Origin of the sequence: Orbus sasakiae (genome assembly GCF_039542345.1) — a bacterium.
In the GTDB taxonomy this organism is placed as follows: domain Bacteria; phylum Pseudomonadota; class Gammaproteobacteria; order Enterobacterales; family Orbaceae; genus Orbus; species Orbus sasakiae.
This window is the reverse complement of the sequence record NZ_BAABHY010000001.1, coordinates 1,844,317-1,870,802: the sequence shown is the minus strand read 5'-3', so window position 1 is coordinate 1,870,802 and position 26,486 is coordinate 1,844,317. Positions and strand designations below refer to the sequence as shown.

Annotated in this window: 26 protein-coding genes; 17 read left to right on the top strand and 9 right to left on the bottom strand. The window is 37.5% G+C overall.

Translation table 11 applies throughout. The features are described from left to right. Positions 1 to 26: 26 nt before the first annotated feature. Entirely contained in the window at positions 27 to 2,801 is a 2,775-nt protein-coding gene (locus ABEA36_RS08310; RefSeq protein WP_345490770.1) for a DUF2339 domain-containing protein, read from the bottom strand. A gap of 211 nt (positions 2,802 to 3,012) precedes the next feature. Continuing rightward, the gene (gene metG, locus ABEA36_RS08305) at positions 3,013 to 5,040 is read right to left on the bottom strand and encodes a methionine--tRNA ligase (RefSeq protein ID WP_345490941.1); all 2,028 of its coding nucleotides are present in this window, start codon (positions 5,038 to 5,040) and stop codon (positions 3,013 to 3,015) included. A gap of 227 nt (positions 5,041 to 5,267) precedes the next feature. Between metG and apbC the strand changes: the two genes are divergently transcribed. Both apbC and ABEA36_RS08295 read left to right on the top strand, forming a co-directional pair. Then, on the top strand, positions 5,268 to 6,353 hold the full coding sequence (gene apbC / locus ABEA36_RS08300; protein ID WP_345490768.1) for an iron-sulfur cluster carrier protein ApbC: 1,086 nt from the start codon (positions 5,268 to 5,270) through the stop codon (positions 6,351 to 6,353). A 24-nt stretch (positions 6,354 to 6,377) separates the two neighbouring features. Next, positions 6,378 to 6,857: a hypothetical protein gene (locus ABEA36_RS08295; protein ID WP_345490766.1), complete on the top strand. Its 480-nt coding sequence runs from the start codon at positions 6,378 to 6,380 to the stop codon at positions 6,855 to 6,857. Positions 6,858 to 6,899: 42 nt separating this feature from the next. Here the strand turns inward: ABEA36_RS08295 and aroB are convergent, their stop codons facing one another. Continuing rightward, positions 6,900 to 7,982 carry a 3-dehydroquinate synthase gene (gene aroB / locus ABEA36_RS08290; protein WP_345490764.1) on the bottom strand — a complete coding sequence of 361 codons (1,083 nt, stop codon included), beginning with the start codon at positions 7,980 to 7,982 and terminating at the stop codon, positions 6,900 to 6,902. Between the two features lie 278 nt (positions 7,983 to 8,260). On the opposite strand from aroB, the gene ABEA36_RS08285 reads away from it, so the two are divergent. Together ABEA36_RS08285 and glnB are read left to right on the top strand one after the other, a co-directional pair. Beyond that, positions 8,261 to 9,871 (top strand): NAD+ synthase, encoded by a 1,611-nt coding sequence (locus ABEA36_RS08285; RefSeq protein ID WP_345490762.1) that lies wholly within the window; start codon positions 8,261 to 8,263, stop codon positions 9,869 to 9,871. 24 nt (positions 9,872 to 9,895) lie between these two features. Next, positions 9,896 to 10,234 (top strand): nitrogen regulatory protein P-II, encoded by a 339-nt coding sequence (gene glnB / locus ABEA36_RS08280; protein WP_345490760.1) that lies wholly within the window; start codon positions 9,896 to 9,898, stop codon positions 10,232 to 10,234. A gap of 12 nt (positions 10,235 to 10,246) precedes the next feature. Here glnB and ABEA36_RS08275 read toward each other — a convergent pair whose 3' ends face one another. Further along, the gene (locus tag ABEA36_RS08275; protein WP_345490758.1) at positions 10,247 to 10,900 is read right to left on the bottom strand and encodes a hypothetical protein; all 654 of its coding nucleotides are present in this window, start codon (positions 10,898 to 10,900) and stop codon (positions 10,247 to 10,249) included. Positions 10,901 to 11,228: 328 nt separating this feature from the next. On the opposite strand from ABEA36_RS08275, the gene ABEA36_RS08270 reads away from it, so the two are divergent. The 9 genes from ABEA36_RS08270 to tadA all read left to right on the top strand — a co-directional run bounded on the left by ABEA36_RS08270 (position 11,229) and on the right by tadA (position 17,182). After that, on the top strand, positions 11,229 to 11,852 hold the full coding sequence (locus tag ABEA36_RS08270; RefSeq protein ID WP_345490756.1) for a TfoX/Sxy family DNA transformation protein: 624 nt from the start codon (positions 11,229 to 11,231) through the stop codon (positions 11,850 to 11,852). Between the two features lie 156 nt (positions 11,853 to 12,008). Then, positions 12,009 to 12,407 (top strand): 30S ribosomal protein S6, encoded by a 399-nt coding sequence (rpsF, locus tag ABEA36_RS08265; RefSeq protein WP_345490754.1) that lies wholly within the window; start codon positions 12,009 to 12,011, stop codon positions 12,405 to 12,407. Positions 12,408 to 12,410: 3 nt separating this feature from the next. After that, the gene (gene priB / locus ABEA36_RS08260) at positions 12,411 to 12,710 is read left to right on the top strand and encodes a primosomal replication protein N (protein ID WP_345490752.1); all 300 of its coding nucleotides are present in this window, start codon (positions 12,411 to 12,413) and stop codon (positions 12,708 to 12,710) included. 16 nt (positions 12,711 to 12,726) lie between these two features. Beyond that, a complete protein-coding gene (gene rpsR / locus ABEA36_RS08255; protein WP_345490750.1) occupies positions 12,727 to 12,954 on the top strand; it encodes a 30S ribosomal protein S18 in 228 nt (75 codons plus the stop codon). A gap of 21 nt (positions 12,955 to 12,975) precedes the next feature. Then, positions 12,976 to 13,428 carry a 50S ribosomal protein L9 gene (gene rplI / locus ABEA36_RS08250; protein ID WP_345490748.1) on the top strand — a complete coding sequence of 151 codons (453 nt, stop codon included), beginning with the start codon at positions 12,976 to 12,978 and terminating at the stop codon, positions 13,426 to 13,428. A 79-nt stretch (positions 13,429 to 13,507) separates the two neighbouring features. Continuing rightward, positions 13,508 to 14,119: a BamJ family beta-barrel-assembly machinery protein gene (gene bamJ, locus ABEA36_RS08245; RefSeq protein WP_345490746.1), complete on the top strand. Its 612-nt coding sequence runs from the start codon at positions 13,508 to 13,510 to the stop codon at positions 14,117 to 14,119. A 101-nt stretch (positions 14,120 to 14,220) separates the two neighbouring features. Next, positions 14,221 to 15,648: a hypothetical protein gene (locus tag ABEA36_RS08240; protein ID WP_345490744.1), complete on the top strand. Its 1,428-nt coding sequence runs from the start codon at positions 14,221 to 14,223 to the stop codon at positions 15,646 to 15,648. Between the two features lie 172 nt (positions 15,649 to 15,820). Further along, positions 15,821 to 16,642, top strand: a complete 822-nt coding sequence (gene dapB, locus ABEA36_RS08235; protein WP_345490742.1) for a 4-hydroxy-tetrahydrodipicolinate reductase — start codon at positions 15,821 to 15,823, stop codon at positions 16,640 to 16,642. A gap of 24 nt (positions 16,643 to 16,666) precedes the next feature. Further along, positions 16,667 to 17,182, top strand: a complete 516-nt coding sequence (tadA, locus tag ABEA36_RS08230; RefSeq protein WP_345490740.1) for a tRNA adenosine(34) deaminase TadA — start codon at positions 16,667 to 16,669, stop codon at positions 17,180 to 17,182. On the opposite strand, the gene mltF is transcribed toward tadA, so the two are convergent. Continuing rightward, on the bottom strand, positions 17,148 to 18,623 hold the full coding sequence (mltF, locus tag ABEA36_RS08225; RefSeq protein WP_345490738.1) for a membrane-bound lytic murein transglycosylase MltF: 1,476 nt from the start codon (positions 18,621 to 18,623) through the stop codon (positions 17,148 to 17,150). The genes tadA and mltF overlap by 35 nt on opposite strands. Before the next feature lie 314 nt (positions 18,624 to 18,937). Between mltF and nadR the strand changes: the two genes are divergently transcribed. Further along, entirely contained in the window at positions 18,938 to 20,179 is a 1,242-nt protein-coding gene (gene nadR, locus ABEA36_RS08220; protein ID WP_345490736.1) for a multifunctional transcriptional regulator/nicotinamide-nucleotide adenylyltransferase/ribosylnicotinamide kinase NadR, read from the top strand. Between the two features lie 22 nt (positions 20,180 to 20,201). On the opposite strand, the gene ABEA36_RS08215 is transcribed toward nadR, so the two are convergent. Beyond that, positions 20,202 to 21,095, bottom strand: a complete 894-nt coding sequence (locus tag ABEA36_RS08215) for a LysR family transcriptional regulator (RefSeq protein WP_345490734.1) — start codon at positions 21,093 to 21,095, stop codon at positions 20,202 to 20,204. Between the two features lie 129 nt (positions 21,096 to 21,224). Between ABEA36_RS08215 and ABEA36_RS08210 the strand changes: the two genes are divergently transcribed. Further along, positions 21,225 to 21,620, top strand: coding sequence for a (R)-mandelonitrile lyase (locus ABEA36_RS08210; protein ID WP_345490732.1), 396 nt, complete (start codon positions 21,225 to 21,227; stop codon positions 21,618 to 21,620). Between the two features lie 68 nt (positions 21,621 to 21,688). Here ABEA36_RS08210 and ABEA36_RS08205 read toward each other — a convergent pair whose 3' ends face one another. Then, complete coding sequence (locus ABEA36_RS08205) at positions 21,689 to 22,015, bottom strand: YnfA family protein (RefSeq protein ID WP_345490730.1); 327 nt, start codon at positions 22,013 to 22,015, stop codon at positions 21,689 to 21,691. A gap of 124 nt (positions 22,016 to 22,139) precedes the next feature. Here ABEA36_RS08205 and ABEA36_RS08200 point away from each other — a divergent pair, with 124 nt between their 5' ends. Both ABEA36_RS08200 and ABEA36_RS08195 read left to right on the top strand, forming a co-directional pair. Continuing rightward, positions 22,140 to 22,277, top strand: a complete 138-nt coding sequence (locus tag ABEA36_RS08200; protein WP_345490728.1) for a hypothetical protein — start codon at positions 22,140 to 22,142, stop codon at positions 22,275 to 22,277. Positions 22,278 to 22,407: 130 nt separating this feature from the next. Beyond that, complete coding sequence (locus ABEA36_RS08195; RefSeq protein WP_345490726.1) at positions 22,408 to 23,025, top strand: class I SAM-dependent DNA methyltransferase; 618 nt, start codon at positions 22,408 to 22,410, stop codon at positions 23,023 to 23,025. A gap of 17 nt (positions 23,026 to 23,042) precedes the next feature. On the opposite strand, the gene ABEA36_RS08190 is transcribed toward ABEA36_RS08195, so the two are convergent. After that, on the bottom strand, positions 23,043 to 24,089 hold the full coding sequence (locus ABEA36_RS08190; RefSeq protein WP_345490724.1) for a Csu type fimbrial protein: 1,047 nt from the start codon (positions 24,087 to 24,089) through the stop codon (positions 23,043 to 23,045). A 4-nt stretch (positions 24,090 to 24,093) separates the two neighbouring features. Then, positions 24,094 to 26,466 carry a fimbria/pilus outer membrane usher protein gene (locus ABEA36_RS08185; protein ID WP_345490722.1) on the bottom strand — a complete coding sequence of 791 codons (2,373 nt, stop codon included), beginning with the start codon at positions 26,464 to 26,466 and terminating at the stop codon, positions 24,094 to 24,096. Positions 26,467 to 26,486: the final 20 nt, after the last annotated feature.

Sequence of the window (26,486 nt, the reverse complement as noted above, 5' to 3'; positions counted from 1 at the left end):
ATATTTATATTTTTCCGCTAGCAGAGTTATTCTATGCTAGCACGATGATCTTTTACGTTAGAATCTATGCTTTGCAATGGATTCTTTTTATTATTTTTGGGCGGTAGCGGAGCTAAGTAACCAATCACTAACATGAGTAATGCAACGCCAATAAAGGCAAAGGCCCTCATCAATCCGTCCAGTTCAACACTATCAATAATGATAAGTTTGAGTACAACAATGACCTGTAAAATCACCCCAATAAACCAAACGTTACGTAACAAATAACGATGTGCAATTGCGATCAATATCACCGCACTTAATGTCCAAACGAGTGATAAGACGACTTGAACAATATTATTATGCCATAACGCATAAAATGACCATGAGATCTCTAGCCATTGACTCAGAGAACGTAAAATCACACTGTTTGACCACAAGAAGGTGAGTGTGATGATGAATAATACGGCCATCACTGAATGCTGCCTTGATGTGGTTGGCATTTTTTGATTACCGCTTGTCAACGCAACAAGTTGATTTAACCAAATGGCAAACATCATTAGCCCTAATACAGCTGCTTCTTCTAATGGATTGATGAAAGGAACATACGTCCAATAAATAATTTGCCCACTACTATATAAACCAGTAACAAGTTTGAATGCCAAATAAAAACCAACAGGTAATAGCCCAATTTTCCAATATTGCGCTGCAAAACCATCAATTGGGAAACGGCGGTATTGACTCAGTAGGAAAAAGACCAAAATAATGACTGATGTGAAGACGGTCAATACCGACCATTTTATGACATCAAAGCCCCATGGTAGGAATGTTAACATCCCGTTTATTTCGTAGTAAAGCCAAGCCAAAACAATCCATAATAAGCTGATATGTAATATCATCGACAATTGCTGATTATCTTTTAAGTTATCCTTATCAAAATACAGATAACAATAAGCACTGATAAACGCAGCTAACCAACTTAGCCCCCATAATCCAGCATAATAAGTATGAAGGTAAAAGTGAATATTATTCGCAAGTGCTAATGCTAATACTGGCCACAATGTAATCACCGCATAGCGTAATAAAGGCCAATCAATTTTACGACCGATTACAAACCATAACCAAACAGCAATCACATAACAAGCAATGATTGGTTGAACCACATAAGACGTTGTTTGATCGATACGTACAACCCCTTGGATAATCCATGTTGACCAAGAAATTATTGCAATAATGATAAATAATAATTTAATTCCATCCGAGCTTGCATCTAAGTTTCGATAGTGGTGCCATAAACAGCCATTAAATAAAATGATGGCACTCATCACGCCATATAACGTGATAAAGTTAACGTCATTGATATAAGTGACATTGGCAAATAGTGCACTGATGGCACCAAGTATGACGATTAAAGCACCAGCCCAAGCGAAACGATACTGCTTCTGAGATAAAGCGGCATAACTTATTGCTGTCCCTTCAATTAACCAAACGATCGCCGTCCAATTGGCTGTTAATGCGAGCGGAACAGCTAAGGTGCTAAATCCAAGACCAATAGCCAGCCCATAAAGCGCTAAATGTTTGGCTTGCTGACGCCAAACACGTAACACAACAAATGATCCGACTAAATAAAAGAGTCCGAAACCTAATGCTGAGAAAGCAGGAGCATACTGCCATTGTTGCGTGATTGCGTACTGCAAACTAAATGCAGTTAAAGGAACCGAAAATAGTAATATTAAATCAAGCACATTTTGGTAGGGCTCTTTTTGTTGATTTCGTACTGATAGCAATACTGCAAGTACGCCATATATTAACATGTTAGCAAGGATAAAAATTTGACACTCAATATAGAATGGTGCTTGGAAACTGCGGTAACCCCACAGCATGGCGACAACAAAAGTAAAGACGAAACCGATTAAATTGAGTAAGCGCCAAGATTGCCAAAAACTAATAATTAAAATAGCCGTTGAAATCAGTAAATAATAGCTAAAAAGTGCAATATGATTACCGCTACCGGTTGATAATAGAATTGGTGCTAAATAACCACCAACGCAGGCGATAATAGCCAAACTGATTGCGCGTTGTAAAATCGCAAACATAATGCTTGTTGCACAAATGATAATTAACAACGCAAAGGTTAACAGTAAAGGCACTAAGCCATATAACTTGAAAGCAGCAAATAAGGTCAGATAAATAACACCAATTGCGCCACCTTGCAAAATTAACGCATACAATGATTTTTTATTACGCAAGCGCCAGCCAATCGTGAGTAGTGCAATACCAAGCGCTAATGAACCAAGAATACGGATTTGGGGTGATAATAATCCGTGGTCAATACTGTATTTGAGTAAGTAGGATAAGCCAAAGAATAAAATGATAATAGCAACTTTAGCCACTGGATTACCTTTTACTAACCATTGAATAACGCGATGACCGAGGCTATTTTCATCCGCGACACGATTAGGCATCGTTTTGCTATTTTGCGGTGGCGTCACTGGGTTAAGTTGACTTGCTTGTGGCGTCGGTACCATCGATTGAATTGGTTGATTGACTATGTTTGTTGTCATCGATGACGGTGCCACGAGTGGTTTGGATATCACAGTGTTGGTAACGGTTGGCGTACTTGGATTTTTTAGACTGTTTGATTCAGCGGATTGCGTTTTGTCTACAGGAACCGTTTTTTGATCAGCAAGTTCATCTAAACGTTTTTTTAATGTCAGTAATTGGATTTGTAATGCAGTCACTCGCCCTTGTAAACTTAAGAAGGCAATCAATGCAACAACACATAAAATAAGCAGTATAAAGAAAGTGAATCCTGACGTCATTTTGTTCTCTTTGTTATTGTCTAGGCTTAATTAGTATGACAGTAAATTAGATGTTTTGGAATAGGGGGAAACAGGATTTAATTGATAATTATTATACTTTTAATGCTAATGATTAATTGGATATTTCGACATTTTCTTAGCCTTATTATGCGTAACTTTGTTAAGATTATTAACCGATTTGATCTAAAAAGGAGCAGAGCCCCTTTGAAGATTAACTGATTTTCATACCGGGTTTAGCACCACTATCAGGTGATAGTAGATATAATCCACCTTTATCATCTTTACCGCTAGCACATAACACCATTCCCTGTGATAGACCAAAACGCATTTTACGTGGCGCAAGGTTCGCGACCATCACTGTGAGTTTACCTTCAAGGCATTTAGGATCAGGATAAGCACTACGAATACCTGAAAATACATTGCGAATTTCGCTACCAATATCCAATGTTAACTGTAACAATTTATCAGAACCATCAACAAATTTAGCTTCTTTAATTAATGCAACGCGTAAATCTACTTTAGCGAAATCATCAAAGTTGATGGTTGGTTCAATCGCTTCAACATCACTGTTCGATGGTGTTTCAACGGGAGCTAATAATGTTTTTGTTTCTTCAATTAATTTTTCAATATTGATCATTTCAATACGTGTAAACAGTGCTTTAAACTTATTGACTTGATGGCTAATCAAAGGCTGATTAATTTCATCCCATTGCAAGGGTGCATTTAAAAAGACTTCTGTACGTTCAGCCAAATTAGGTACAATGGGTTTTAAATAAGTCATTAAAATTTTAAATAGGTTAATACCCATTGAACAAATATCTTGTAATTGTTGCTCTTGACCATCTTGTTTTGCGACAACCCATGGCGCTTTGTCATCAATATAACGATTGGCTTCATCGGCTAGCGCCATGATTTCACGAATGGCTTTACCCAATTCACGATTTTCAAAGTGGTTTTCAATCGATGCCGCTTTTTGTACAAATTGCTCATAAAGTTTTGGTTCAGCAATATGAGAAGACAATTGACCGTCAAAACGTTTATTAATAAACCCAGCACAACGTGAAGCCAAGTTAACCACTTTATTCACAATATCGCTATTAACGCGTTGTACAAAATCTTCTAAATTTAAATCAATGTCATCAATTGTTGCGGATGATTTTGCAGCATAGTAATAGCGTAAACAATCAGGATCGAGATGTTTTAAATAGGTATTTGCTTGGATAAATGTCCCGCGTGATTTTGACATTTTTGCGCCATCTACTGTCACATAACCGTGTACAAAAATATTGGTCGGCTTACGATGCTCGCTACCGTCTAACATGGCAGGCCAAAATAAACTGTGGAAATAAACGATGTCTTTACCGATAAAATGGTATAACTCGGTGTTGGATGTTTTATGCCAAAAGTCATCAAAATTTACATTGCCGACACGATCACAATAGTTTTTGAATGATCCCATATAGCCGATAGGGGCATCAAGCCAAACGTAAAAGTATTTGCCAGGTGCTTCGGGGATTTCAAAACCAAAATAAGGTGCATCGCGGCTAATATCCCACGGTTGTAACCCAGATTCAAACCATTCTTGCATTTTATTTGCAACTTGTTCTTGTAATGAACCTGAGCGAATCCACTCTTGTAACATTGACTTAAATTCAGGTAAGTCAAAGAAGTAGTGCTCTGATTCTTTGATAACCGGTGTTGCACCAGAAACAACCGATCTTGGGTTGATGAGATCAATTGGGCTATAGGTGGCACTACAGACTTCACAATTATCACCATATTGATCTGGTGATTTACATACCGGGCAGGTCCCTTTTACAAAACGATCGGGTAAAAACATCTGCTTTTCAGGATCAAAAAGTTGTGAAATGACTTTTGTTTTAATATAACCATTTGCTTTTAATCTACCATAAATGAGCTCAGATAGTGCTCGGTTTTCAGGGCTATGCGTTGAATGATAATTATCAAAACTGATATTAAATCCTGCAAAATCGTGTTGATGTTCTTCTTTCACTTTTGCGATAAGCTGTTCTGGTGAAATCCCCATTTGCTCTGCTTTTAGCATAATCGGCGTACCATGAGCATCATCAGCACAGATGAAGTAGATTTCTTGACCTCGCATTCGTTGGTAACGAACCCAAACGTCTGCTTGAATATGCTCAAGCATGTGGCCTAAATGAATCGAGCCATTAGCGTAAGGAAGGGCGCATGTTACCAAAATTCTACGTTTGTCAGTCATTTTTTTACCTTTTAATGCTTGCTGATTGGGATATTGATTTAAACTATTGATAGTATACTTTGCCAGATTAATATAATGAAAAAACATTTATTTTTCATCATCAGATCGTTGTATGATAAATCAAAGGATACCTTCAAAATGATTTACAAATACTACATCAAACATAGGATTATCGCCAGATTTGTGCGATAATTTATCATAAATAATTTTGTTACAAAGGTTAAATCATGTCTGTGAACGATTTATCTCAGGTTAAATCAATCCTCGCCGCATTTACGCATCCAACACTATCTAAAAATTTAATGGAACTCAATGCAATCAAACAGTGTGAGTTAAATGATGGAATATTAACGATTAAATTAGTGATGCCGTTTGCGTGGCAAACTGTTTTTGGTTTATTACAAAAGACAGTTGGTAACGAATTACAGCAATGTACCCAAGCACGTCACATTGACTGGTCAATTGAATATGATATTGCAACGTTAAAGCGCGCCAATGAGCAGCATGCGGTTAAGAATATTAAAAACATTATTGTTGTGAGTTCAGGTAAAGGGGGGGTGGGGAAATCGACGACGGCGGTCAACCTTGCTTTAGCCTTGCAACACGAAGGTGCCAAAGTGGGTTTACTTGATGCTGATATTTATGGCCCCTCAATTCCGACAATGTTGGGAACACAAAATCAACATCCAATGTCTCCTGATAATCAGCATATGATGCCGATTATGGCATTTGGATTAGCCACCAATTCAATCGGCTATTTAGTTGAGCAAGACAATGCGATGGTTTGGCGTGGTCCGATGGCGAGTAAAGCGCTATTACAAATTTTACAAGATACAATGTGGCCTGAATTAGATTATCTTGTGATTGATATGCCACCTGGTACGGGTGATATTCAATTGACGTTAGCACAAAGTATTCCTGTTACTGGGAGTGTCATTGTGACGACGCCGCAGGATATTGCCTTGATTGATGCCAAAAAAGGCATCACGATGTTTAATAAAGTCAATATTCCAACAATCGGCATAATTGAAAATATGAGCTACCATATTTGTGAAAACTGCGGCCATCACGAGGCCATTTTTGGGGAAGGCGGAGCAGCACAACTTGCCAAACACTATCACACCCAATTATTGGGACAAATTCCACTAGATCGGGTATTAAGACAAGATCTTGATAATGGTCGTCCTACTGTGATAAGCCAGCCAGATAACCCATTTAGCCAGATATACAATGAACTTGCTGATCGTATTGCAGCAGAACTTTATTTTCAAGGTAAAGTGATTTTACCCGATATCGCCTTTAAATCATTATAACTGCATTATACAGAGAACACATAAATGAAGAATCGAATCACGAATTTATATCACCGTATCATCACACCAGATACGGGGAAATTTACATTTGCTATTAATTTACCCCCTGTGATGAATTGGCTATTTGTCCTACCTATTGCTATTTTAAGTTACGTGGTAGTGAAGTTTATTTTACTTCTTGTGATGTTTATACTCATCAGTATTATTCCAGGCATCACGCCCGATGCGGCATTTTGGATCGGTTTTGTTCTCGGTAGTATGATAGGACAAGTGATTGGCACGTTTGCTTTTTGTTTTTTTGGTAGTGCAATGGCGCCAAAAAATAATAATCGGGTTTGTTTAATCTTGGGATTATTATTTGGTCTCTTTTTTATGATACCAATATTTTTTGGCTATATAACTTTTATTTTTATTGCGCCCTACTTATGTTGTATTGTAGGCATTGTTTTGGCTATCTTGTATCGCAAGCGACGTTATGCAGAAAGCTTAAACACATCGTTTTAATATTACATTGCCTGTCAAACAATGAGATTGACAGGCAAATCGTTAAGCGACATTGTCGATTGATTGCAAGACCACATCTTGGCTAACGTTATCAACCACTTCAACATGACCGATTTTGGTCGGCAATACTAAACGTAACTGTCCCGATAACACTTTTTTATCACGCAACATATGCGCAATATAGGATTGCGTTGACATCTGTTTTGGTCGACTAACGGGAAGTTTGGCTTTCATTAAAAGATCTTTGATTCGCGTGATATCATTTTCATTAAAACAACCTAGCTGTCTTGCTGCATGCGCCGCCATTAGTATACCAACGCTGACTGCCTCACCATGTAACCAATTACCATATCCAAGTTCAGCTTCAATAGCGTGACCATAAGTATGACCCAGATTTAAAATCGCGCGCAAATCTTGCTCCGTTTCATCAGCAGCGACGACTTGCGCTTTTAATTCACAGCAGCGATAAATACAGTAACTCATTGCCTTAGGATCGAGTGCTAAAAGATCTTCAATATGATGTTCTAGCCATGTAAAAAAGTCTGCATCAAGAATAATACCGTATTTTATGACTTCAGCTAGACCGGCTGATAGTTCTCGTTGCGGTAGTGTTTTCAAGCAATTAAGATCAATGACAACCGATTGAGGTTGATAGAACGCGCCGATCATATTTTTGCCTAGCGGATGATTAATTGCTGTTTTACCGCCAACAGAGGAATCAACTTGTGATAATAAGGTGGTGGGTAATTGGATAAATTTAATGCCACGTTGATAACACGCTGCTGCAAAGCCAGCCACATCACCAATAACGCCACCGCCAAGTGCAATCAAAATCGAGTTTCGCGTATGATTATTTTTTAATAATGCCGATAAAATGGTGTTCCATGTTTCCATCGTTTTAAATTGTTCACCATCAGGAACAATAACATGGTCGGTTTTGATACCATTTTTTTCAAGCATAGTGGTTAAATCAGCAAGATAAATCGGTGCTATGGTTTGATTCGTTGCAATAAGAACACGTTGACCTGACTTTAATTGAAAGTGTTCGAACGTATTTAATGTGTTTTCACCTATTGTAATTGGGTAACTACGTTCATTCAATGAAACCATCAGTGTTTTTAACATGGTGAATTATCCCTATAAAGTGTTGTACTGCGCGCCTGTTATTGTTTATGAAATGGCAAGTATCATCTGTGATGTTATAGATATTGGTTAGCACTGAAATAAGATGAATCACCATTTTTTTAGATAAACATGAAGATGAAAACACATTTATCCTGATACTTAAAACAGTTACTAACAATATGTCACATAATCGAAATATCTTAAACATAAAAAACTAGCAGCGCAACTTAGAATCATTTAAACTTAATGCTTATTTTTGTCTGCATAATGAGTTTTATATGTCTTTGTCTCTTGTTTTAGCCCAACAAAATTTTCGAGTCGGTGATATTGAAGGAAATACAGTACGTATTATTGAATTAATCAATCATCATTTAAGTGAAGATTTATTAATTTTTTCAGAACTTGCCGTATGTGGCTACCCGCCAGAGGATTTAATCTATCGAGCAGATTTTAAACAACGCTGTGAATCGTCTTTAGCTCAAATTCAACTCGCAAGCCAAAATTGCGGTGTTGTTGTGGGTCATCCAACTTGGCTAGATGATAAAATTTATAATTCAGTATCATTTTTTTATCAAGGCAAGCAGATCGCTATCTATCATAAACAGTGCTTACCTAATTATGATGTTTTTGATGAAAAACGTTATTTTACGGCTGGAACAAAAGATGTTGTCGTTGAATTTAAAGGCAAGCAAATTGGGTTATTAATTTGTGAAGATTTATGGCAAAATCAGCCTATTGACAAACTACATCATTTACAAGCTGAGCTTGTTATTGCCATTAATGCATCACCTTATGATTATGAAAAACAGTCGCATCGACAAACGTTAGTTCAACATCATGCTAAAAGGACGGCATTACCGATTGTCTATGTGAATCAAATTGGTGGGCAAGATGAATTGGTTTTTGATGGTGGTTCCTTTATTTGTGATTCGCAAGGTAATAAGACTTGCCAGCTGAAATCATTTGAACCCCATGTTGCTGTCATTAAGGATTATCTTAAGGCTGACATTCAGCCAGTGTGTAGCGAAGAAAATCAATTAGCGTGTATCTATCAGGCATTAGTGCTAGCAACACGAGATTATGTGACTAAAAATGGTTTCAATGGCGCGGTTTTAGGTTTATCTGGTGGGATTGATTCTGCTTTAACCTTAGCTATCGCCGTTGATGCACTAGGTAAAGATAAAGTGCAAGCGGTAATGATGCCCTTTCGTTATACAGCTGATATCAGTATTGCTGATGCAAAAGAAGAAGCCGAAATTTTAGGGGTTGAGTTTAATATTACCTCAATTGAGTCGATGTTTGATGCATTTATGTCACAATTAACGCCACTGTTTGGTAACACAACACGTGATACCACCGAAGAAAACCTGCAAGCACGTTGTCGTGGTGTCATATTAATGGCATTATCTAATAAACGTCGTCAGTTAGTTTTAACAACGGGCAATAAAAGTGAAATGTCAGTGGGTTATGCAACGTTATATGGTGATATGGCCGGTGGCTTTGATGTGCTAAAAGATGTGCCAAAAACCTTGGTATTTGCATTATCTAAATACCGTAATACTTTATCATATGTGATACCCGAACGTGTGATCACAAGACCACCTTCAGCGGAACTGGCTCCGGATCAAAAAGATGAAGATAGTTTGCCACCCTATGATATTTTAGATGGAATCTTAAAAGGGTATGTTGAGCAAGATCTATCGGTTAATGATTTAGTGAAATTAGGTTATGATGAACAAACGATACGTCGTGTCATTAAATTAGTGGATATTAATGAATATAAACGCCGCCAGTCAGCGGTTGGGCCGAAAATTACTTCGCGCAATTTTGGTAAGGGGCGTCGTTATCCAATTACCTCTGCTTTTGGTATGAAAAACTGGCCAGTTTAAGAGAAAGAAGACAAGGATTACATGATGAAAAAAATTGAAGCAATTGTTAAACCATTTAAACTGGATGATATTCGTGAAGCGTTAGCCGATCAAGGTATCACGGGAATGACGGTGACTGAAGTGAAAGGGTTTGGTCGCCAAAAAGGGCACACAGAATTATACCGTGGTGCAGAGTATATGGTCGATTTTTTACCAAAAGTCAAAATCGAAATTATTGTTCAAGACGAGATTGTTGAAATGTGTATTGAAACCATTATGAAAACAGCTCAGACGGGTAAAATTGGTGATGGCAAAATTTTTGTTTATGATGTGGAACAAGTCATTCGTATTCGTACAGGCGAAATGGACGAAGCTGCTATTTAAGCAGGCTTATTACTATTTTACAAGATGACTCAGTGTGATATCGGGACGAATTGTTTGTAGTAACTCTGGTGGAAAAAATCCTTGAACTGAACAGACTAATAATGTCATTTCAGGGCTTTTTTCCAGCAGTAATAATTTTTCGGTAGTCCCCAATGCAGGCATCGTTTTAACACCCGCGATGATGTTTGTTTTTTCATGCCAAATATCTAATCCATCGTCAGAAAAACGGATTTTAGGATTAGCGGTATAAAGTGAATCTTTTTCCATTTCACTCCAACTTAAAAAATCAAGCGATGATTTAATTTCATCGAGTGAATTATCAACAATAAATCCCCAAAAATAATAATCCCCAAATTTTCCTAATGGTAATGCGCTGTCATAGTAACCGGTCAGTAAAAGTGACTTATAGTGAATTGGTTTGCTAAATATATGATAGTTATAACCATTTTTACTGCGATCCGCGACGGGAATATAGGCAAGCTGCGGATTAAGATCGTTAACTGGTGTGTAAGAAGACAGTTCCTCTTTGTAACTTGAAATGTCAGAAAAGAATTGTGCATCACATTCCACGAAGGATATAATTAATTGATTAATATCATTATTTTTGTCATTAGCTATTGCTGTAAATGAACACAAAAGAGTTAAAAATGTGAAAATAATTTTCATTATGTTCCGCTAAATAGGGACTATTTTTTATCATTAGCCAGAATTGTATTATCTTTAGATTAGAATAACAATCATATTATCGGTTGCATGGTGGTTTATTGAGTAAAGTTATATTAAGAAATAATCGCCAGAGATAATACCAAATGACCTACCTGAATATAAACAGACTGTAAAATACGTTAATTCATTGTTTATTATTTGGAATAGAGATCGCAAAACATTATTTCATTTCAAATAAAACGTTTTGCTTACAAATAATTTACGTTAAATTAACAATAAGGTAAGTTAAATCAGTAAGTCAAACAATCAACACGATGGTGATGGAATAATGAAAGAAAATACCAGAACAATAACTGACAAATTATTAGCTTGTTTTTCCGCAGACAATCTTGAACGAATCACTATTAAGCCGCTTTTTGGGGGATCGGGAGTATGTTTTGATGACACAATGTTTGCTTGGATTTATGCCGATAAGCTTTACTTAAGGGGGCATTCAGAATATTTAACAATGTTTAGTGAACTCAACATGAAAGCTTTAGCTTTTGACACTGGTGTGATTGTGAAATTATTGCAATACTACCAAGTAACAGATCGCTTATGGCAAAATCAACAGCAATTAAAACGTATTATTCAGATGGTCATTGAATATGCTTTCAAAGATAAACAATTAAGACAACGTGTAAAAGAATCGCGTATTAAGGATCTCCCTAATATGAACGTTTCATTGGAACGGGCATTATACCGGGCTGGAATTGTCAATTTAGACGAATTTAAGCGTCAAGGCCCACATCGTTGTTTTTTAAAATTAAAACGCAATAATAAAAGCGTCTCAATCAATGTATTGTATACATTACATTGCGCTTTAAAGGGGCAACATGTTGCAACGCTGAGTGAAAAGCAAAAGAATCAACTAAAAAAAGAGTGTAACGAATTGAGTCTCTTACCGCGGTAATGATGACATTAAATTGATTGGTATTTTTACTGGCTATTTGAAGAGTGCTGATATATAATGCGCCGTCGATTTCAACCGCTTAATTTTCATGTTCCTTGCTTTCATTGGGCTACGGTTGACCCAGACAGAAGGCTGATTAATCCGTAGGGAGCGATAATGCGTCATTACGAAATTGTTTTTATGGTTCATCCAGACCAAAGTGAACAAGTTCCAGGTATGATTGAACGTTATACTGGTACTTTAACTACTGCGGGTGGTACTATCCATCGTTTAGAAGATTGGGGCCGCCGTCAATTGGCTTATCCTATTGAAAAACTGCATAAAGCACACTATGTTCTTATGAATGTAGAAGCGACACAAGAAGCGGTAGACGAGTTAGAAGATAACTTCCGTTTCAACGATGCAGTAATTCGTAGTTTAATTATGCGTACTAAGCACGCTGTGACAGAAACATCTCCAATGCTTAAAGCTAAAGATGATCGTAAAGGTCAACAAGGTGACTTTAACGATGCGGATGGTGTTGATTCAGATGACGTTGAAGAATCAGAAGATTAATCAATGCATAATCGTTTGGCGCTGTCCGGTTCTGTTTTAAAGACACCCATTCGAAAAGTAAGTCCTAATGGAATTACGCATTGCCAGTTTTTTTTGGAACATGTTTCAGAACAAATGGAAGCGGAATTAAAAAGGCAATCATGGTGCGTCATACCAGTGATTGTCAGTGGACCGAATGAATTAACTCACAGTATTAAAAAAGGCAGTAAAATCACAGTGATAGGGTTTATTAGTACACATACGAAGCGTAATAATATTCAACAAATTGTGTTACATGCCAGCGAAATTAAATTTATTGATTAAATAGGAGAACTGCCAAATGGCTCGTTATTTCCGTCGTCGCAAATTCTGCCGTTTTACAGCAGAAGGTGTTAAAGAGATTGATTATAAAGATATCTCTTTACTAAAAAGTTATATCACTGAAAGTGGTAAAATTGTACCAAGTCGTATCACAGGTACAAGTGCAAAATATCAACGTCAATTAGCTCGTGCAATCAAACGTGCTCGTTATTTGGCTTTATTACCGTATACTGACAACCATCAGTAATTAGCAACAGAGGAACACATAATGCAAATTATTCTACTCGACAAAGTTGCTAACTTAGGCAGCTTAGGTGATCAAGTTAATGTTAAAGCAGGTTATGCTCGTAACTTTTTGATTCCACAAGGTAAAGCAGTACCAGCAACTAAGAAAAACGTTGAGTTTTTTGAAACACAACGTGCACAATTAGAAGCAAAACTTGCTGATGCGTTAAAAGCAGCTGAAGAAAGAGCCGCTGAAATCAATGCATTAGTTAAAGTAACCATCGCATCTAAAGCAGGTGACGAAGGTCGTCTATTTGGTTCTATTGGTACTCGTGATATCGCGGACGCAGTTAAAGCGCGTGGTATTAACGTATCTAAAAGTGAAGTTCGTTTACCTAACGGTGTTTTACGTACTGTTGGTGAGCACGAAGTTTCATTCCAAGTTCACGGCGAAGTTTTCGCTAAAGTAATGATTGATATCGTACCAGAAGCATAATTGGTGCAATTCAACATTCGTGGATTATAAATAAAACCCGCATATTTGCGGGTTTTTCATTTTCGAAAAAGGAGAAAACATGAAGTTTGAAACCGTCGAAGAAAAGGCAAGCTATGGTATCGGTTTGCAAATAGGTCAACAATTGAAAGAGTCAGGTTTAAAAGATTTAGCGCTTTCAGCCCTCAAACAAGGTTTAGAAGATGTCTTAACTGACCAGCAACCCGCACTCCCGCTAGAAGTTTTACATGATGCACTACGTCAAGTACATGAAAAAGCAATGCAAGAAAAAGAATTAGCCGCGCAGCAAGTAGCTCAAGCTGGTGTCGATTTCTTAAAAAGCAACTTACTCAAAGATGGCGTTAAATCGACTGAATCAGGTTTACAGTATACTGTGCTAAAACAAGGCGATGGTGCGATTCCAACTGCGAATGATCGTGTTAGTGTTCACTATACTGGCCGTTTAATCGATGGTACGGTATTCGATAGTTCTGAACAACGTGGTCAACCTGCTGAATTTCCCGTCAATGGCGTGATTCGTGGCTGGGTAGAAGCGTTACAATTAATGCCAGTCGGTTCTAAGTGGCAATTATATATTCCTCAAGAACTTGCCTATGGTTCACAAGGCGCAGGGGCTGCAATTCCACCATTTAGCACATTAGTTTTTGATGTTGAGCTATTAAAAATATTGTAAGTTTATAAGCAATCATATATATTCATTGATTCAATGGGTATATATGAATTCTCGAATATTAAGTTTGTTATCCATATAATAAATATAACTGGAAAATAATAATGGTATTCTTCGCTTTAAAACAAAAATGCGCTCATCGAGCGATATTAACGTCCTTACCAGTGTTCGCGTTATTTAGTGTAAACGCGTTCTCTTCATTAACAGCAACAACCGCACAATATATTGTTGGCAACGAGCCTCAAATTTTAGCGGCGACACTTGATAAAATTAAAAACAGTATCTATTTTAAAATCACGGATACCGTTGGCTTTTCTTATGACTATTCACCTGGCGAAGTGAGTGATATCAACTTGCCGCTCAATAGTCAATTCAATTTAGTCAATCCTCAACTCGGGCAGATTTCTTTAAGTGAATCGGATATCACGGATATTGATGGTGATCTGTTATCTACAACTAACTCATATTCAGTCAATAATTTGAGTTATGTTTGGAAAGATAAAAATAATACGGTCATCAGCAATAGCTCATCGAGTAATTTAGGGGGAGATATTTGTACTGACTCATCAAGTTACAATGGTCCTTATTCACTAAACGTTTCGTTTGATTTTACCGCTTATACCCAATATGGGGTACCGAATTCAACAACAACTTCAATTGCAAAAGGTTATACAGTAAATGCAAATGATGGGATCTGTTATATTCAGCCAGGTAATTTAGCGTTAAATATCCCAAATGGCTGGCCTGAGGGGGGGAATAATGCAGCGAGTGGGAGTAATAGTGTGAATCGCTCTCCAGCATTTGATTCGTCAGTGTTTGTTCAAAGTAAGGGATTTAAAGCTTGGGTGGATAAAAAATTTCCAACAACCGCTTTTCCTGATGCTCGGTTCCAAATTGTCCCATACAATAGCGTATCGGGCTATACGGTTAGTTTAGAACAAAACCCAAATAGTGCGTTAGCCGATCAACAGACTTATGCGAAAGGCCAATTTAAATTTACTACCGTGACACCTGATCAAAGCCAGCCGTATGTCTTAAAGGTTGTTAATAATACGACGAGTGTACCTTATTATTATAGTTTTAAATTAGGTTCGTCACGAAGTTGGTTCAGTTTTTTGGCAACCCCTTCAACCAGACCAACATTTGCTAATGCGCAGAGTTCTTGTAACACATTAGGTGCTGATATACCAACTCGCGCAGAATTGACTAATTCCATTTATTCTACAGATACATCAACTATCTCTATGTCGGCTTATGCTCAAAATAATGGTTTTTCACGAACGATTGGGGAAGGCTTAACCGCAGAGTGGGGGAAGGTTTTTTATTATTCGCCAAGTGATGGAAATAAACGGGATATGATGGCAAATGTGAGTGACTTGTCTAAAAATTTCTATTATTGGTACTATTGGACTAAAGATATACCTGATAGTTCAGTGAGTAAAACAGTAAATTATACGGTTGGCTTGGTTGAAGGTAATGTTCAATACACGACGAAAACATCTACTAGTCCTTATGTGCTATGTGTGCAATAAAATAATTTTCATAATTAGTTCACCATATGACCATCTAATGGTAATCTAATTTAGTAAACTATTATATAAAGTACTTTAATTTTATTGATTAAAAATTAATTAAAAACATAGGTACTATAAGTATTACCTACACTATGATAAATTAATAACCTAATTAAATATGAGAACAAATATGAACAATAATTCAATCCGAGTTGCCATTGCCGGCGCTGGTGGCAGAATGGGGAGACAGCTGATTAATGCGGTTTTACAAATCGAAGGTGTTATTTTAGGCGCAGCATTTGAGCATACCGGTTCTTCATTATTGGGCGTTGATGCAGGCGAATTAGCGGGTTTGGGCAAATTAAACATTCGTGTCACAGATCAACTTGAACAAGAGAAAGATCAATTTGATGTTTTGATTGATTTTACCAGACCTGAAGGTACATTAAATTATTTGGCATTTTGCGTCGAAAACCACAAAAATATGATTATTGGTACAACCGGCTTTAGTGATAGTCAAAAAGAGATGATTGCGCAAGCAGCAAAAAATATTGGTATCGTCTTTGCGGCCAATTATAGTATTGGCGTTAATTTAGTCCTTAAGCTACTAGAAAAAGCGGCCAAAATCATGGGCGATTATAGTGATATAGAGATTATTGAAGCGCATCATCGCCATAAAGTTGATGCCCCATCAGGCACGGCTTTAGCGATGGGGGAATCGATTGCTGATACCTTAAATATTAAGCTTGCTGATCATGCTGTTTATTGCCGAGAGGGGCACACAGGTGAACGTCCAAAAGGTGCTATAGGCTTTGCGACTATCCGTGCTGGCGATATTGTGGGTGAACATACAGCAATTTTTGCCGATATTGGTGAGCGAGTCGAAATTTCACATAAAGCATCAAGCCGCATGACCTTTGCAAACGGTGCTGTACGTGCCGCAATATGGTTAAGTGCCCAACCAACCGGTTTGTATGATATGCGTGATGTTTTAGGACTCAATACATTATAATTATTGCTATTAGTGAATGTCATCATGAACACAGCCTTAACGGATGAATATTGGATGCAATATGCGCTTGAATTAGCTAAAAAAGCCGAATGTTGCGGAGAAGTTCCCGTTGGGGCTGTGATTGTCGTCAATGACAAGATAATCGGTGAAGGCTGGAATCACTCAATATCTAGCCATGATCCGACAGCCCACGCAGAAATTATGGCGATTCGCCAAGCGGCTCACTCTTTACATAATTACCGTTTAGTTGATGCAACACTGTATGTCACATTAGAACCTTGTGCAATGTGTGCTGGGGCGATTATTCATAGCCGCATTAAACGCGTTGTGTTTGGCGCTTTTGATCATAAAACTGGGGCAGCAGGATCGTTTATTAATGTGCTTGCTTACCCTGGTATGAATCACCAACCCGTTATTGAGTCAGGTATCTGTGCTCAGCAAGGCGCTGACTTATTAAGTCAGTTTTTTAGGCGCCGCCGAGCTGAAATCAAAATGAAGAAAAAGGCTAATGCGTTGTTGATGACTGAGGGACAACCGTAAAAATTTTTTCATCAATGTGTTTTTGGCGGTATTCTTTTTCTAACAAATATCCAACTAAACTTATATAGTATTGTTGAATACTATCCACAAAGTGAACGGCTTGATAGCCTCTAGCAAAACCGTATTTTAATTCAGTATAATATTCTTCTTCGCTGAGCAATGGTAATACCTGACGTACATCTTGCCAGCTGTCCTGATTTTTACCTAATTCGGTTGCTAATTTTCGCGCATCCCATAAATGACCTGTTCCCATATTATAGGCTGCAAGTGCAAACCATACCCGTTCTTCTTTTGGAATACTTTTAGGCATACGATTAATGATCTGTTTTAAATAGATACTCCCACCACGGATACTTTGTTCTGCATCTAAACGATTTGTGATACCTAAAGATTCAGCCGTCGATTTCGTCAGCATCATCATGCCCCGCACGCCAGTTGATGAGATGGCTTTAGGGTTCCAATGTGATTCTTGGTAGGCCATCGCTGCGACCAGTTTCCAATCTAAGTCACTCGTTTTAGCATGTTCTTCAAAATAGGCTTGATACTTGGGTAGCGTACCTTCAATAGCACGAATAAAGGCTCGGGTATCAACATAGTCAAATTTATTCATATAACTAAAATAGTGGTATTCTAACTTTTTAATCGTGCCATCTTCGCGTGATTTTTGGATGAATTGATTAATTTTATTTAACAACGATTTATCGGGTGATTTAATAAAATACCATGTTCTCGGGTAGTCTTTTGTCACATCAAAAGCGACAGTGAGTAATGGATAAATGCGCTGCATGATCGATATGGTACGATTATTCGCAATGGTATAATCGATCTCTTGGTCCTCAACCAGCCTTAAAAGCTCTTCTTGAGTGAAGATACTTGACTGGTTCCAAGTTAAATCAGGGTATTCAAGTTTGAGATTGTTTAAAATATAACTTTGTAAGGAATTTTTGGGTACCGTTAAATTACCTTCAATATCATCAAACGAATAGGGTTTTACTGATCCTTTGCGATAAACTAATTGCTGGGTAATATAATGGAAAGGCTGACTGGCAACAAAAGAGTCGATATCATCTTCGCACCCTTTTAGTTCTGTGGCAATAATATCAATTTTACCCTCTTTGCTCTTTTCTATTAATTCCGCCAGGCTATTGGCAAACGTAATTTTGAGTTTAACACTCAGTGAATCAGCAAATTTTTTTAATAGCGCATACTCAAACCCTCCAACTTGATTCGGGTTACGATAATCAATATAGAGTGTGGTTAATGAACGCAACATTCCTACACGTAATTCTTGACGAGCAGTAATTTGGTTTATGATTGTGTTATGCTCTTTATTAAAACTAGATCCAATACTTTCTTTATAAAAAAGAGCAGCGGTAATAGCCAGAATGATGGATATTATTGTAATTAGGCTACCACTCCAAAAAGCTACTTTTTTGACCAAATTTTTATTACCAGAATAATGTAAAGGCGCACATTATAACATGTATGCTTGCATCTTCAAAAAAACTTATTTATTTAGATTAATCATATGGATATAAAGCATCTTATGTAAAGAAAATTAAATCAAGGACAATGATAGGGCATGCTTATTTTCGTTATAAAACTATCATAACCTATCATTATAGCGTAAAAGAAAAGTGAAATATTGATGTAATAGACGTTACACGATTGATTGTTAATCTTTAAACTTGTATATTAAACATTATTGAAAAATTATTTTATTATTGTTTGATATTCTAAACCTGAGGGTATGCTATGGCCAATTTTAATTATTTGAAAGCAGCGATAAAACGTAAAAATGTTTCATTACAAACCATTGCAGATGCCTGTGGCATGACAAAAGGATACTTGAGTCAGTTAATTAATGATAAAGTTAAACGACCTAGTGCACAAAAACTGGAAGCATTACATCGATATTTACAGTTAGAATATCCGATCAAAGACAAAAAAGTTGGCGTGATTTTTGGTAAATTTTACCCACTTCATACTGGTCATATCTATTTAATTCAACGTGCCATTAGTCAAGTTGATGAATTGTATATTATTCTTTGTTCCGATACTAAACGTGATGAAGCATTATTCCATGACAGTGCAATGTCTCGTCAGCCAACCATTAATGACCGTATGCGCTGGCTATTACAAACGTTTAAGTATCAAAAAAATATTCATATAGAGTTGTTAGAGGAAGATGGTATCCCATCTTACCCACATGGTTGGGATGAATGGAGCGAACGTGTAAAGTCACTGTTTAATGATAAAGGTATTGCCCCAAATTGTGTTTATTCAAGTCAACCACAAGATGTCAAAATGTATCGTGATCTGTTTAATCTTGACACAGTATTAATTGATCCTGACCGCCATTTTATGAATGTCAGTTCTACTCAGATTCGTCAGGCACCATTAAAAAATTGGCACTATATTCCAACTGAAGTAAGGCCATTTTTTGTCAGAACTGTTGCTATTTTAGGTGGTGAGTCAAGTGGTAAATCGACGCTAGTTAATAAGCTGGCTAATGTTTTTAATACGACAAGTGCCTGGGAGTTTGGGCGAGAATATGTCTTCTCTCATTTAGGGGGGGACGAAAGGGCATTACAATTTTCAGATTATGATAAAATTGCATTAGGTCAGGCTCAATATATTGATTTTGCAGTAAAATATGCAAATCGGGTGGCCTTTATTGATACGGATTTTGTGACAACACAAGCATTTTGTAAAAAATACGAAGGAAAAGAACATCCCTTTGTGCAAGCCATGATTAATAATTACCGGTTTGATTTGGTTATTCTGCTTGAAAATAATACGCCATGGGTTGCTGATGGGCTACGCCATTTAGGGAGTGTAGGGCAGCGTCGTGACTTTCAACAAATGCTTATCACGTTATTGAAAAAAAATCATATTAAATTTGTACCCATTACATCTGCTGATTATGATGAGCGTTATCTACAGTGTATTGACTTGGTTAGACAACTGATTAATCCACAAGAACACACATCGTAGCCGCTATCCATACTGAAACGTTTTATGGACGATATTTTAATGCTTCAACCAGCAATCTAAAAGCAGGTGAAGCATTACGTCGATGGGGATAATAAAGATGGAATCCGGCAAATGTCGGACACCAATCATCCAAAACACGGATGAGTTGATGATTTTCAAGATAAGGCGTTACCATTGTTTCTGGTAAATAAGCCAGACCAAAGTGGTTGAGTGCGGCATGGAGCATTTGTGTTGACGTATTAAAAATGACTTGACCCTTTACACGTACATTCAGTTCTTGTTCACCTCTTTTAAATTCCCATGCATAAAGACCTCCGTACGTTTGTAAACGTAGATTAATGCACTGATGAGCGGTTAAATCTTGTGGTGTGATAGGTCTTGGGTGTAAAGCAAAATACTGACTAGAACCAACAACAGCCATTCGCATATCTGGGCCAATTCGTACCGAAATCATACCATTAGCAACCTGTTCCCCATTACGAATCCCTGCATCGAAACGTTCGGCAACAATATCCGTAAAGCCATAATCAATATTCAGCTCAAGATGAATGTCAGGATACTGAGGTAAAAAATCGATCAGTTTTGGCCACAATAGGTGATCAATGACAAATTCTGTTGTGGTCAAACGAATTGTTCCCGCTGGTTTATCTCGCAGTTCACTGAGTGAAATCAGTTCTTGTTGAATCTCATTGACATGCGGAGCAACGCGTTCTAGCAGGCGTTGACCTGCTTCAGTCGGTGAAACGCTACGCGTGGTGCGCGTCAGTAATCGTATATTGAGTCTAGCTTCAAGTTCTCGAATAGTATGGCTAAGTGCTGATTGTGAGACGCCAAGTTTAGCCGCTGCTTTGGTAAAATTTTTCTCCGTTGCAACGGTGATAAAAGCGACTAAGCTATTCATGTTTTCTCGAATCATTTATGAAATTTCCTCATATATTTAATCGAATTATACTATATAGCCTGAAATTTAAACATCTGTTAAATTAAGCTTACAGAGTAGTGTGCAAGATAAATTGCTGAAAAAGAAATTAATAGGATGATAAATATGAAGATCTATCGTAATGGCTCCCAACCTTCAACGCATGGTTTAAGTGATTATTTTACTGGTACGGTACGCATCGATTCGCCAACCGTGACAGATGGTGATGCCAGAGTTACGACGGGTACGGTCACATTTGAACCGTCCGCTCGTACAGCATGGCATACCCACCCATTAGGGCAAACACTAATTGTGACAGCTGGATCAGGTCTCATCCAATTATGGGGGGCGAGGATGGAAGTGATTCAACCTGGTGATATCATCTGGATTCCTGCGGGGGAAAAACATTGGCATGGCGCATCACCAAATACGGCAATGACTCATATTGCAATTCAAGAACAGCTTAACGGCAGTACCGTTACCTGGCTTGAACATGTTAGTGATGAACAATACCAAGGTTAATCAACCAACTGGCTATGGTGCCAACCGGCATAGAAAGGTGTTTATGTCAGTTAGTAATAATAGCCAGATTAATTCGTTCGCCAACCCGCGATGATAACTGCTGTCCCGAGTAAAATAATACCCGCACCCACTAAATCAAATAGTGATAATTTAACATGGTCAACAACCCGTAACCAAATTAAAGACATAATAATATAGATCCCGCCATAGGTTGCATAAATACGACCACTTGCTTCTGGATGTAAAGAAAGCAACCAAGCAAATAGCGCTAAACTGATTGTAGCAAGGACTAAAAACCACGCTGATGCAGCTTTTTTAAACCAAATATAAACAAAATAGCAGCCAGCTATTTCGGCAAAAGCAGTAATAATAAAAAGCAGAATGATTTTTAGCATAATAGGGTCTTTTTGAGTAAAACTAATGGTATATCATATCGATATATTGTGATTTTGTCATGATATTGACATATATTATTGCTATATTACGCTTGCCAAATGGCAATATTCAATGAGGTGCAATATGATTAAGCAATGGTTATCAATATTACCTAAACGAATGAAGACTAAATCAATCGATATCGTGATGATTAAAACCAACTATAATATCGATGAACTTGGTGATAGTTTTATTCCTGTCCATCTGTTAAATCAACAATAACGCCACACAATGACTAATTTGCCGCATCTGCGGTAAATTAGATGATGTTATAAATCAATTATGACCAAAATTTGTCAATTGACGAAATCATTTGTAAAATTGGTCTTACATACCTAAATCAAATACGATTATGTCACATCCAGCAGCTAAAGCCGTGATTGGTTTTTATCATCGTCATGCCGAACAGTGGGATACGCTAAGACAGCGGTATTTTGCTGAAAAAGCTTGGTTAGACCGTTTTTTAAGTTACCTTGCACCTGATAGCCAAATTTTGGATTTAGGTTGTGGTAGTGGATGTCCTATTGCCGCCTATTTTATTGACCATCAGCATCATATTACAGGGGTTGATAGTTCAAAACCGTTAATTAATCTCTGTCAACAGCGCTTTCCGACTCAACGTTGGATGGTGTCTGATATGCGCCACCTATCACTTAACCAAACTTATCAAGGAATATTGGCTTGGGATAGTTTTTTTCATTTGGTCAAAGATGATCAACGAGCTATATTTGACATTTTTAAACAACATGCGATACAAGGCTCAGTATTAATGTTTACAAGTGGTACTCATGATGGTGAAGCCATTAATGATTTTCTCGGTGAGCCACTTTATCATGCTAGCTTGTCGCCCAATGAGTATCACTCATTATTGAATTCTCATGGTTTTGATGTGATTGATATGGTCGCCAGTGATCCTGATTGTGGTGGTCGCACCGTTTGGTTAGCGCAATTTCATCAACAAGATAATTAACAGGCACGATTAAACCACTAAAACGAGATATCCAAAATGATTCTATCGGTATATGTCCCTGCTGGTGGTGTGGCTTGCCCTGGTAAAATAATGGCTTGGTAAATAAAACCCTGAATCAATGAATTACTGCCGCTACCCACACCGGGATTGATGTCTGCATTTGCTGAAAAACGCCGTTCACTACCGCTTGTTCCCCAACGTAAATTACTCGTACTTCCTTGATAAATTTCATAGTTAAGATAATGGCCATTATAAGCGAGCCGTCGTTGATTACCACTGACATTTGAACCATTGCTAAGCCCAACCGAGTAGCTAGTTCCTTTGGTACAATAAATGCTAATGGTTTGACTAACAGGGTTAAATGATGAAGTGAGTGGTACACTACCAAAATTAATATCTGGCGCATTAATCATACAGTCATTTTGTACATTTAATGAAACATGACCAACCCAGGTCGCTTGTCCTTGGCTATATCCCAAACAAATAAAAAGAATGCTAACACCTTTGCAGACTTTCCAGTCCCAATTTACCGTAATAGTATCAGTATAGGTACCGGCTCTCAGATTGAATGTACCACTGTTTGTGCGTAAATATAAGGGAATACTGACTGAATTGCTATTACCTAAACCCAATAATCCAAGTATAGTTCCATTATAATAATCGACGGTGGTGTTGGGCTGAATTTGATACTGATAATCAGGCGTCATATACATTGAATAAGGCATTGAATCCCCTAACTGATTTTTCAAAACAGCAGTATTGCTTGTTGTTATGTGAGCGCTGATTTTGCCTGTCACAGAAAGTAAACTGAGTATGCCTCCACCACAATTGAGCCCCATATCTTTGGTTGAGGCACTTTGTTGTGAATTCCTAATATTGAGTGATGAAACTTGACCAAATGAAATCTGTCCACTTGATGTTGTTGCTGTGCAGCCGGCATCAGCGAGTGCATACGGTATAAATAGCATACTTGATATCAACACACTTACCATGACAATTCGTTTACCAATATGCGTTAAACAAAAATCAAAAATAAGATATTTTAAATCGTCAGTTGTTATCATGTGTTTACTCCTGCTGGCAAATTAAGGTGTGTACCAGTGTTGCATTGTCAGGTTGGATTGCACCTGCTGAAAATGCACATCGATATTTGGTTTGTTGTGGTGAATTGACGATTAGCTGATTATTTTGTTCAATGTGATCAAAATACACAAAGCCATCAAAACCAACATATGTTGTGGCTAAATCACCATTAAGGATAACTTCAGAACCAAGCGGTAACGCTTGCTGATGTTCATCAACTAACATTAAGTAGGTTGGTGTGATTGTTTTCGCCGCAAACTTTAACACATAGCCATTTTTGGATTTAACCGCGATGCGCTGTTCGTAAGGTTCTATGCGAATATTTTCAGCAAAGGTAAAAGGATCAATTGAATATTTCGCAGCATAATAAGCTGGAATTTTCGTAATCAATAAATAACCATTTTTATCCGTTTTACCCACATAATTATTTTCATAATAAATGTCAACATTAGGTATCCTATCGGTAGTTACCGCAACGAATGAATCTAATACTGAATTTGCAGCATAGAGCTGCTGATCCATAAAAATAAATGAACCAATCGCATTTGCCCACCAGGTATTATCTTGTTTTGTGCCATAAGTACCACCATAAAGTTCAATTTGAGGATTGCTCCAAGCAATATCAGCTTGATAGTAATTATCGGTATGGGGCGTATTTTGATAACTTAGGTTCCCGCCCCATCCACCATTATAAGCTTGCGAATGGTTATAATTAATGCGTTGTGAGTATTGTTTTTGATTATCTCGATTCGTGGTGATTGATACGGCATCTTGACCATGACTTAATGGAACCATCCACTGCAAAAAACCAGTCCAATTATCATGAGTATTTGACTTACTGACTGACAAAAACAGATTGCCAAATTGATCAAATGAGCGGTTCCAGCTCAAATTGAGTAACTCATTGCTGGCGCCATTTTGTGATGTGATTTTAAAATAACCAGCAACCAGATTACCCGCATAGCCTAGTGGTAACCCAAATGTCACCTGTTGGTTACTTTTGACTGTTTGATTTTTATATTCAAGATTCGATAAACCATAAAAATGCTCACCAAACTGATTATATTGCATCGCAACATTGAACATTCTATGGTTATATTGATAACCTAAAGAAAGTTTTTTATCGCGGTAATTATCGTAATAACTTTTGGCATATGACCCATTTAGCACACCATAGACGCCAAGTTTTAATGTTGCGCCTAAACCCAATTGCTGTAAATCTTTGGTCGCTTCAATATGTGATTCCGCGGTTAAATAATTGGTTAAACCGTAGCGGTAATTGCCACTCATTGCCAATTGGTTATAACGAAAATTTTCGACAGTGTATTTTTGCCGAATAAACCCAGCACTTAAGCTATAATCGACTAACCCTTTTTTTAATAAACTACTTGTCACATATAACGGAACGGTCGTTGAAACTTGACGCCCCAAAACATCAGTTGTGACAATCGTTGCTTCGCCGGCACCATTAATAAAAGGCACATTGTTTAATGTAAATGGTCCAGAATTGAGTGATGAACTTTCGACATTATAGCCATTAACCAATAAATCCACCGTTGATGGTAAATTATTCTCACCCGATAGGCTTGGTAGCGGATAGGTAATGATGTCAGGTCGAATTGCAAAATTTTGTGAAATTTGCAAACCACCCAAGCGAACTGGGTTACTCCAAGATAAGGTACGTGTTACAAAATCACCCGTTTCAAATGTTAGCATGTTTTCTTGGTCAGAATACTGCCAAGATGTATCATAGCGAAGGTAGCGATTAGCGTGTTGGTTGAATTGATGCCAATAGGATCCCGTTGATTGAATCGTGCCATAATCACTAAATATACGCAAATCTGTCCATACGGCGGTATACGCATCACCATTTTTAGGTCGACTCAAATATGTGTCATAGTTAAATAAAATACCGCTACTATTTTGAGCCGGATAGTATGTTTGTGCATCATTTAATAATGAGAGAACTTGATTAGGAAGCCAAGCTGCTGGGACAGAAAGCAGGAGTTGTTGATTTTCTTGTTGATAGACAGCTTGTAGATCTGTGATTTGGTTTATCGCAATTTTTCCATCGTTGCGCGGAGTTAATCGTTGCCAATGTTTGGCATCGATTCCTGTTATTGCTAAATCCTCGGGTAAAATATAAAAATTGGGTGGAATATAATCAATTGCAGCAATATGAGTAGTTGGAAAATGATTAATGACCAGTTCTAAATATAATTCCATTCCACTATCAACAGGATTATCTGATAGATCGATTGGTTGGGCATACACAAGCGGTATTGATGATTGCCACGTCGCCAGTGTAAGCACTAAAAAAAGCAATACTGTTTGCAATATCGTTTTGATTAACGTCATAACAATTCATTCAATGTTTA

Coding starts and splice junctions, on each gene's coding strand:
- aroB (WP_345490764.1), bottom strand. CDS start 7,982: ATGTTAAAAACACTGATGGTTTCATTGAATGAACGTAGTTACCCAATT.
- ABEA36_RS08205 (WP_345490730.1), bottom strand. CDS start 22,015: ATGCTAAAAATCATTCTGCTTTTTATTATTACTGCTTTTGCCGAAATA.
- ABEA36_RS08295 (WP_345490766.1), top strand. CDS start 6,378: ATGAAGAATCGAATCACGAATTTATATCACCGTATCATCACACCAGAT.
- ABEA36_RS08310 (WP_345490770.1), bottom strand. CDS start 2,801: ATGACGTCAGGATTCACTTTCTTTATACTGCTTATTTTATGTGTTGTT.
- ABEA36_RS08190 (WP_345490724.1), bottom strand. CDS start 24,089: ATGATAACAACTGACGATTTAAAATATCTTATTTTTGATTTTTGTTTA.
- ABEA36_RS08185 (WP_345490722.1), bottom strand. CDS start 26,466: ATGACGTTAATCAAAACGATATTGCAAACAGTATTGCTTTTTTTAGTG.
- nadR (WP_345490736.1), top strand. CDS start 18,938: ATGGCCAATTTTAATTATTTGAAAGCAGCGATAAAACGTAAAAATGTT.
- ABEA36_RS08210 (WP_345490732.1), top strand. CDS start 21,225: ATGAAGATCTATCGTAATGGCTCCCAACCTTCAACGCATGGTTTAAGT.
- rpsF (WP_345490754.1), top strand. CDS start 12,009: ATGCGTCATTACGAAATTGTTTTTATGGTTCATCCAGACCAAAGTGAA.
- priB (WP_345490752.1), top strand. CDS start 12,411: ATGCATAATCGTTTGGCGCTGTCCGGTTCTGTTTTAAAGACACCCATT.
- ABEA36_RS08200 (WP_345490728.1), top strand. CDS start 22,140: ATGATTAAGCAATGGTTATCAATATTACCTAAACGAATGAAGACTAAA.
- ABEA36_RS08195 (WP_345490726.1), top strand. CDS start 22,408: ATGTCACATCCAGCAGCTAAAGCCGTGATTGGTTTTTATCATCGTCAT.
- dapB (WP_345490742.1), top strand. CDS start 15,821: ATGAACAATAATTCAATCCGAGTTGCCATTGCCGGCGCTGGTGGCAGA.
- rpsR (WP_345490750.1), top strand. CDS start 12,727: ATGGCTCGTTATTTCCGTCGTCGCAAATTCTGCCGTTTTACAGCAGAA.
- ABEA36_RS08285 (WP_345490762.1), top strand. CDS start 8,261: ATGTCTTTGTCTCTTGTTTTAGCCCAACAAAATTTTCGAGTCGGTGAT.
- tadA (WP_345490740.1), top strand. CDS start 16,667: ATGAACACAGCCTTAACGGATGAATATTGGATGCAATATGCGCTTGAA.
- ABEA36_RS08275 (WP_345490758.1), bottom strand. CDS start 10,900: ATGAAAATTATTTTCACATTTTTAACTCTTTTGTGTTCATTTACAGCA.
- glnB (WP_345490760.1), top strand. CDS start 9,896: ATGAAAAAAATTGAAGCAATTGTTAAACCATTTAAACTGGATGATATT.
- apbC (WP_345490768.1), top strand. CDS start 5,268: ATGTCTGTGAACGATTTATCTCAGGTTAAATCAATCCTCGCCGCATTT.
- ABEA36_RS08270 (WP_345490756.1), top strand. CDS start 11,229: ATGAAAGAAAATACCAGAACAATAACTGACAAATTATTAGCTTGTTTT.
- bamJ (WP_345490746.1), top strand. CDS start 13,508: ATGAAGTTTGAAACCGTCGAAGAAAAGGCAAGCTATGGTATCGGTTTG.
- ABEA36_RS08215 (WP_345490734.1), bottom strand. CDS start 21,095: ATGATTCGAGAAAACATGAATAGCTTAGTCGCTTTTATCACCGTTGCA.
- ABEA36_RS08240 (WP_345490744.1), top strand. CDS start 14,221: ATGGTATTCTTCGCTTTAAAACAAAAATGCGCTCATCGAGCGATATTA.
- metG (WP_345490941.1), bottom strand. CDS start 5,040: ATGACTGACAAACGTAGAATTTTGGTAACATGCGCCCTTCCTTACGCT.
- rplI (WP_345490748.1), top strand. CDS start 12,976: ATGCAAATTATTCTACTCGACAAAGTTGCTAACTTAGGCAGCTTAGGT.